General features: G+C 63.6%; 6 protein-coding genes. 3 read left to right on the forward strand and 3 right to left on the reverse strand.

The window, feature by feature from the left end; translation table 11 throughout:
• Nucleotides 1–1,190: DNA repair protein RadA (gene radA / locus KDH09_01090; GenBank protein MCB0218262.1), on the reverse strand; the 1,190-nt coding region annotated here is incomplete at its 3' end.
• 213 nt (nucleotides 1,191–1,403) lie between these two features.
• On the opposite strand from radA, the gene KDH09_01095 reads away from it, so the two are divergent.
• Nucleotides 1,404–2,282, forward strand: coding sequence for an acyltransferase family protein (locus KDH09_01095; protein MCB0218263.1), 879 nt, complete (start codon nucleotides 1,404–1,406; stop codon nucleotides 2,280–2,282).
• Nucleotides 2,279–3,274 carry an NAD-dependent epimerase/dehydratase family protein gene (locus KDH09_01100; protein MCB0218264.1) on the forward strand — a complete coding sequence of 332 codons (996 nt, stop codon included), beginning with the start codon at nucleotides 2,279–2,281 and terminating at the stop codon, nucleotides 3,272–3,274. Before KDH09_01095 ends, KDH09_01100 begins: the two co-directional genes overlap by 4 nt.
• On the opposite strand, the gene KDH09_01105 is transcribed toward KDH09_01100, so the two are convergent.
• Together KDH09_01105 and def are read right to left on the reverse strand one after the other, a co-directional pair.
• Nucleotides 3,271–3,468 (reverse strand): DUF4177 domain-containing protein, encoded by a 198-nt coding sequence (locus tag KDH09_01105; protein ID MCB0218265.1) that lies wholly within the window; start codon nucleotides 3,466–3,468, stop codon nucleotides 3,271–3,273. The two genes, KDH09_01100 and KDH09_01105, sit on opposite strands and share 4 nt — an antisense overlap.
• Nucleotides 3,469–3,518: 50 nt before the next feature.
• Nucleotides 3,519–4,049, reverse strand: a complete 531-nt coding sequence (def, locus tag KDH09_01110; protein ID MCB0218266.1) for a peptide deformylase — start codon at nucleotides 4,047–4,049, stop codon at nucleotides 3,519–3,521.
• A gap of 229 nt (nucleotides 4,050–4,278) precedes the next feature.
• On the opposite strand from def, the gene KDH09_01115 reads away from it, so the two are divergent.
• Nucleotides 4,279–5,082, forward strand: an 804-nt coding sequence (locus KDH09_01115; protein MCB0218267.1) for a hypothetical protein, incomplete at its 3' end; no start/stop codon positions are given.

Below are 5,082 nucleotides of genomic sequence, written 5' to 3' on the forward strand. Positions count from 1 at the left end.
CCGAAGGTAATCGCCTTGGGATCGACCGGGCGCCCCATGGACGAGGACGCGATGCTCGTCAGGATCGCCAGGTCGGCCGCGGGCTCGGTGAGCGAGACGCCGCCGGCCGCGTTCACGAAGACATCCTGATCGGCCAGGTGAATCCCGCCGCGCTTTTCGAGAACGGCGGCAAGAAGCTGGGTCCTCTGGTTGTCCACCCCCAGCGCGGTGCGCCGCGGATTGCCAAGGCGCGAGTCGGCGACGAGCGCCTGCACTTCGGCAAGCAACGGGCGGGTGCCCTCCAGCGCGCAGGTCACAACCGAGCCCGAGACGCGCTCGGGCCGCTCGTCGAGAAAGAGAGCGGAGGGATTATCAATCTCATCGAGACCGCTGCCCTTCATCTCGAAGACGCCGATCTCGTTGGTGGAACCAAAGCGGTTCTTCACCGTGCGAAGAATTCGGTACGGCGTCCCGCGGTCGCCTTCGAAGTAGGCAACCGTGTCGACAAGGTGTTCGAGAACCTTTGGTCCGGCAAGCGCGCCTTCCTTGGTCAGGTGTCCCACCAGCCAGATGATCACGCCTTCCTGCTTGGCCACTTTCGTCAGACGGCCTGCTGCCTCGCGCACCTGCGAGACACTGCCCGGCACGCTGGTGAGCGACTCGGTGGCAATGGTCTGGATCGAATCGATGGCGAGGATGAGCGGCTTGTTCTTGCGAAGCTGATCGAGCACCGCTTCGAGCGAGGTCTCGCACATCAGATTGACCGGCGCATCGGCGATACCCAGGCGCTCGGCGCGCATGCGGATCTGCGCGCCGCTCTCTTCGCCCGAGACGTAGAGCACCGGGCTTTTCTCGCCTTCCTTGCCGAGCGAGCGCGCCAGGTTGCACAGCGCCTGCAGCAGCAGCGTCGACTTGCCGATGCCCGGATCGCCGCCGAGCAGCACGACCGAACCGGGCACGAGCCCGCCGCCCAATACGCGGTCGAGTTCCGAGAGACCGGTGGTCAGCCGCGCGCCCTCGTTCTGATCGAGCTCGGCCAGTAAGGTGGGCTCACTTTCGGCGCCGCTCAGCGGCGACTTGCTGCGCACCGCGGGGCCGACCACTTCTTCGGCGAAGCTGTTCCACGCGCCGCAATCGGGGCAACGACCCACCCACTTGGGTGACTGGTGACCACATTCTGCGCACGCAAACACTGTTCTGGTTTTTGCCATCGTGAGCGGCAGTCTACTTGCACCGGCAGAGCGCGGGCAATGCGCCGCAGATGCCCGGTATAAAAGGACTTTCCCGCAAGATCGTTGCAGCGCGATCTTGTTTTCAAAGAGCGCAGTGCTATCGTTCTTTTTGACTTGGGAGGTCGGTCGCGCCCGTCCGGAAGCGCCCCGACCGGGAGCTACGCACCGCGCGCACGGCCTCGAGGGGACTCTATGAAACGCAATCAACGCGAGCTGGTCGAACGAATCGCCCGCCGCGCTCTTGGCGACGAGAAGGTCGACGAGATTCTCGAAATGCCCTTCGCCGATCTGGGATTCGGCTACGACCAGTTCGGCATGGAACGCGAATCGACGATCATTGCCTACATGATCGCCCGCGTTCTCTACGACTATTACTTCCGCGTCGAGAGCACCGGGCACGAGCACGTGCCGCGCAGCGGTCGCGTCATCGTCGCGCCCAACCACTCGGGCATGCTTCCCTATGACGGCGGCATGATTGCCGCCGACCTGCTCACTGCAGCCAAGCAGCCGCGGGCCATGCGCGGCATCGTCGATGACTTTGCCTGGCGCCTGCCCTACATCGGGCTGGGACTCGGGCGCGTGGGGCAGATCCCCGGCGCGCGCCGCAACTTCGAGGAGCTGCTCAAGTCCGAAGAGCTCGTCGTCGTGTTTCCCGAGGGTGCGCGCGGCACCGGCAAGTATTTCCGTGAACGCTACCAGCTCCAGCGATTCAACGTGGGCTTCATGGAACTCTCACTCGTCCACCAGACGCCCATCGTTCCGTGTGCCGTGGTCGGCGCCGAAGAGCAGGCCCCGATTCTCTTCAAAGTGAAATGGCTGGCCAAACTCATGGGAATTCCCTACGTGCCCATTACACCGACGTTTCCGCTGCTGGGGCCCATCGCGGGCACGATGCCCTACCCCACGAAGTACCACATCAGTTACGGCGAGGCGCAGCACTACTACCGCGAGTACGGGCCCGACGCGATCCATCACCCCGACGTGATGCGCCGCCTGGTCGATGAATATCAGGAAATCGTGCAGGACCTTGTCAGCGACGGCGTTCGCGATCGCAAGGGGGTTTTCGTATGAGCAAGATCGGACTTGAAGAGCTTCCCCCCGCAAAATCGGGCGCGCGCCGGCGCGTGCTCATCACTGGCGTGACCAGCACGCTCGGGCGCCAGCTTGCCGAGCGCCTCATGTATGACAAGAAGGTCGACTGCGTGATGGGCGTCGCCATGGACGATACGCCCTATTACTTCGAAGACTTCGACCAGCGGCGCTTCGTCTACAAGAAGGTCAACATCCTCAAGAGCCGCGAGCTCACGAACCTCTTTCTCTCCGACGAGTTCAAGTCGCGCGAGATCGACACGGTCGTACACCTGGCCTTCCATCACCGCCCGGAGTTCAACAACGAGAAGGTCCACCAGCTCAATGTCGAGGGGACGAAGAACCTTCTCGACCGCTGCCTGGAAACCGGCACCATCCGCAAGTTCGTCTTCAAGTCGAGCGCGCTCGTCTACAAGATCCGCCCGCACAACCCGATCCGCCTGCGCGAGAACGACGACCTCAACTTCGACGTTGACGCCCACCCCATCGTCAAGGACATGGTAGACGCCGAGATGCTCTGCCGCGCGAAGATGGACAACAAGAGCATGCAGATCGTCATCCTGCGTCCCTCGGCCACGATCGGGCGCAACGTAACGACCTTCTACAATTCGTTTCTTGAATCGAGCGTGTGCCTGCAGATCGCGGGCTTCAATCCGATGGTGAACCTGGTGCACTCGCGCGACGTGGTGCGCGCCGTCCAGCTCGGCATTCACAAGAACACCCAGGGCATCTTCAACATCGGCGGCAAGGAAACCGCGCCGGTCTCGGACTTTGTAAAACTCTCGGGCGCGGTGCAGCTCTCGGTGCCGGGCTTTGCACTAAAGCCGATCACCCGGATGCTCCGCCTCGCGGGCCTGTCAAAGTTCGACCCCAGCACCGACATGGAGCGCCTGCGCTTCTCGTGTCTGCTCGATACCGACAAGGCCAGCAAGGTGCTTGGATACGAACCCCAGCACCACATCAAATTCAGCTAGGCGTCTTCGGCATCCCGATAGAAAATCACAAAGGCCATTGCCGGCCGGCGCGAGGAATCGTTCTTGACGAACTGGATGGTTTCGAGGTGCCAGCCCTTGGGCACCCATTCGTTGAGGACGGACTCGATGCTCTCGTCGGTGACGACGTTGAGCTCGATCACCTTGAAGGTGGGGGTGGAGATCTTCTCGGCCATGGAGGAAGTCTAGCGCAACGCTTGCGGGGAAATAAAAGCGGCGCGCCGCACTAGATCGCGCTCTCGGCGCGGTGGGGCGGCATGGCCGTTCCCTTTACCAGGCGCTTCAAAATCATCTTGCGCTTTAAACCCGAGAGATGATCGACGAAGAGCTTGCCGTCGAGGTGATCGACCTCGTGCTGAACGACCACGGCGGGAAAGCCCTCCATGATCTGGTCGATGGGCTCGCCCCCTGGGGTCATGCCGGTAAGCCGAATGCGCTCATGGCGCTTCACCTCGGCAAAGGCGCCGGGCACCGAGAGGCAGCCCTCCTCGCAGACGATGGTCCCCTCGCCCTCGGAGATGACGGGATCGACGATGGCCATGAACTGGCCCTCTTCCTCGCCACCGCTGGGGTCGATGACAACGAGCCGGATGGACCGGCCGATCTGCGGCGCGGCCAGCCCCACGCCGGGGGCCTCGTACATGGTTTCCTTCATGTCCTCTACGAGCTGGCGAATCTCTTCGTCAGGGGTGCCCACGGGCTTTGCCACCTGGCGCAGCACCTCTTCGGGGTAGGTATAGATTTCCAGCAGGGCCATGAGGGTCTCCGAAAGTCGCTCAAGAATACGGCGAAAGGGCGACTCACGCGCCGCTCCGATCCCGCGAAGCCTATACTAGGGCTCCCCCGGGGGCCTGCCAAGCCCCCTGTCCCCGGATCCCGCCCCGATTGGCGATTTGCGCCCCGTACCGCTAGAATTCCCTGCGTTCCACGGGTGGTTGAAAGAGCCGGAAGCACGTCTATTTGAGGAGACCGGGCGGAGTCCTGTTATGGCAGATTCTGCATCGATCAAGCATGCGCAGGGATCCGAACCCGCTGCGCAGGACGCGGGTATCCCACGGTGGGAGCAGTTTGCCGACTACGCGCGAAAGAGCACGGACGAGCACCGCCGCTCCGAGCTCTTTTTGCAGGCCGCCAACCTGTGCGAGGACACCGACGGCGATCCCGCTCAGGCCGCCGCCCTCTACCGCGAGGCGCTGGAGGCCAACCCCCACGAGTCGGTCGCCCTGCTGGCGCTCGAGCGCATCTACCTGCACGAGTGCGACTGGACCTCGCTCTACCTGGTCTACGGCCTCCACGCCGAGGCCCTCGAAGCCGAAAACCGAAAGACCGCGCGCGCCGAGTTGCTGGGCAAGATGGCCCGCCTGGCGCGCGAGCGCCTGAGCGAGAAAGAACTCGCCGCCGTCTGCTATGAAAATCTTCTCGATGCCACCCCCGGCGATCCCGAGGCGATCCGATTCCTGCTGACCCGTCACCAGGAATCGGGCGACCACGAGAGCATCGAGCGCGTGCTGAGCGTGCAGATCACCCGCGTCCCCGACGCCTCGGAACGCTCGGAGATGCAGCGCATCCTTGCCGAGACCATCGCGCGCGAAGAGCACCGCGCAGAGGAAGCCGCGCGCTACTTCAGCGAGGCCTGCGAGAGCGACCCGCTCAACCACGGCGCCTTCCAGGGGCTGCTGGGAACGCTACACGGCGTCTCGGACCCGAGCGCCCACGTCGATCTGTTTGCCCGCCGCGAGAAGGCGCTCGCCACCCTGCCCGTCAATCCCAATGTCGAGAACGCGCTCTTC

The sequence above is a fragment of the Chrysiogenia bacterium genome (assembly GCA_020434085.1).
In the GTDB taxonomy this organism is placed as follows: domain Bacteria; phylum JAGRBM01; class JAGRBM01; order JAGRBM01; family JAGRBM01; genus JAGRBM01.

Bases quoted from the DNA above. Each gene is read 5' to 3' on its own strand.
- def (MCB0218266.1), bottom strand. From the start codon at position 4,049: ATGGCCCTGCTGGAAATCTATACCTACCCCGAAGAGGTGCTGCGCCAG.
- KDH09_01095 (MCB0218263.1), top strand. From the start codon at position 1,404: ATGAAACGCAATCAACGCGAGCTGGTCGAACGAATCGCCCGCCGCGCT.
- KDH09_01100 (MCB0218264.1), top strand. From the start codon at position 2,279: ATGAGCAAGATCGGACTTGAAGAGCTTCCCCCCGCAAAATCGGGCGCG.
- KDH09_01105 (MCB0218265.1), bottom strand. From the start codon at position 3,468: ATGGCCGAGAAGATCTCCACCCCCACCTTCAAGGTGATCGAGCTCAAC.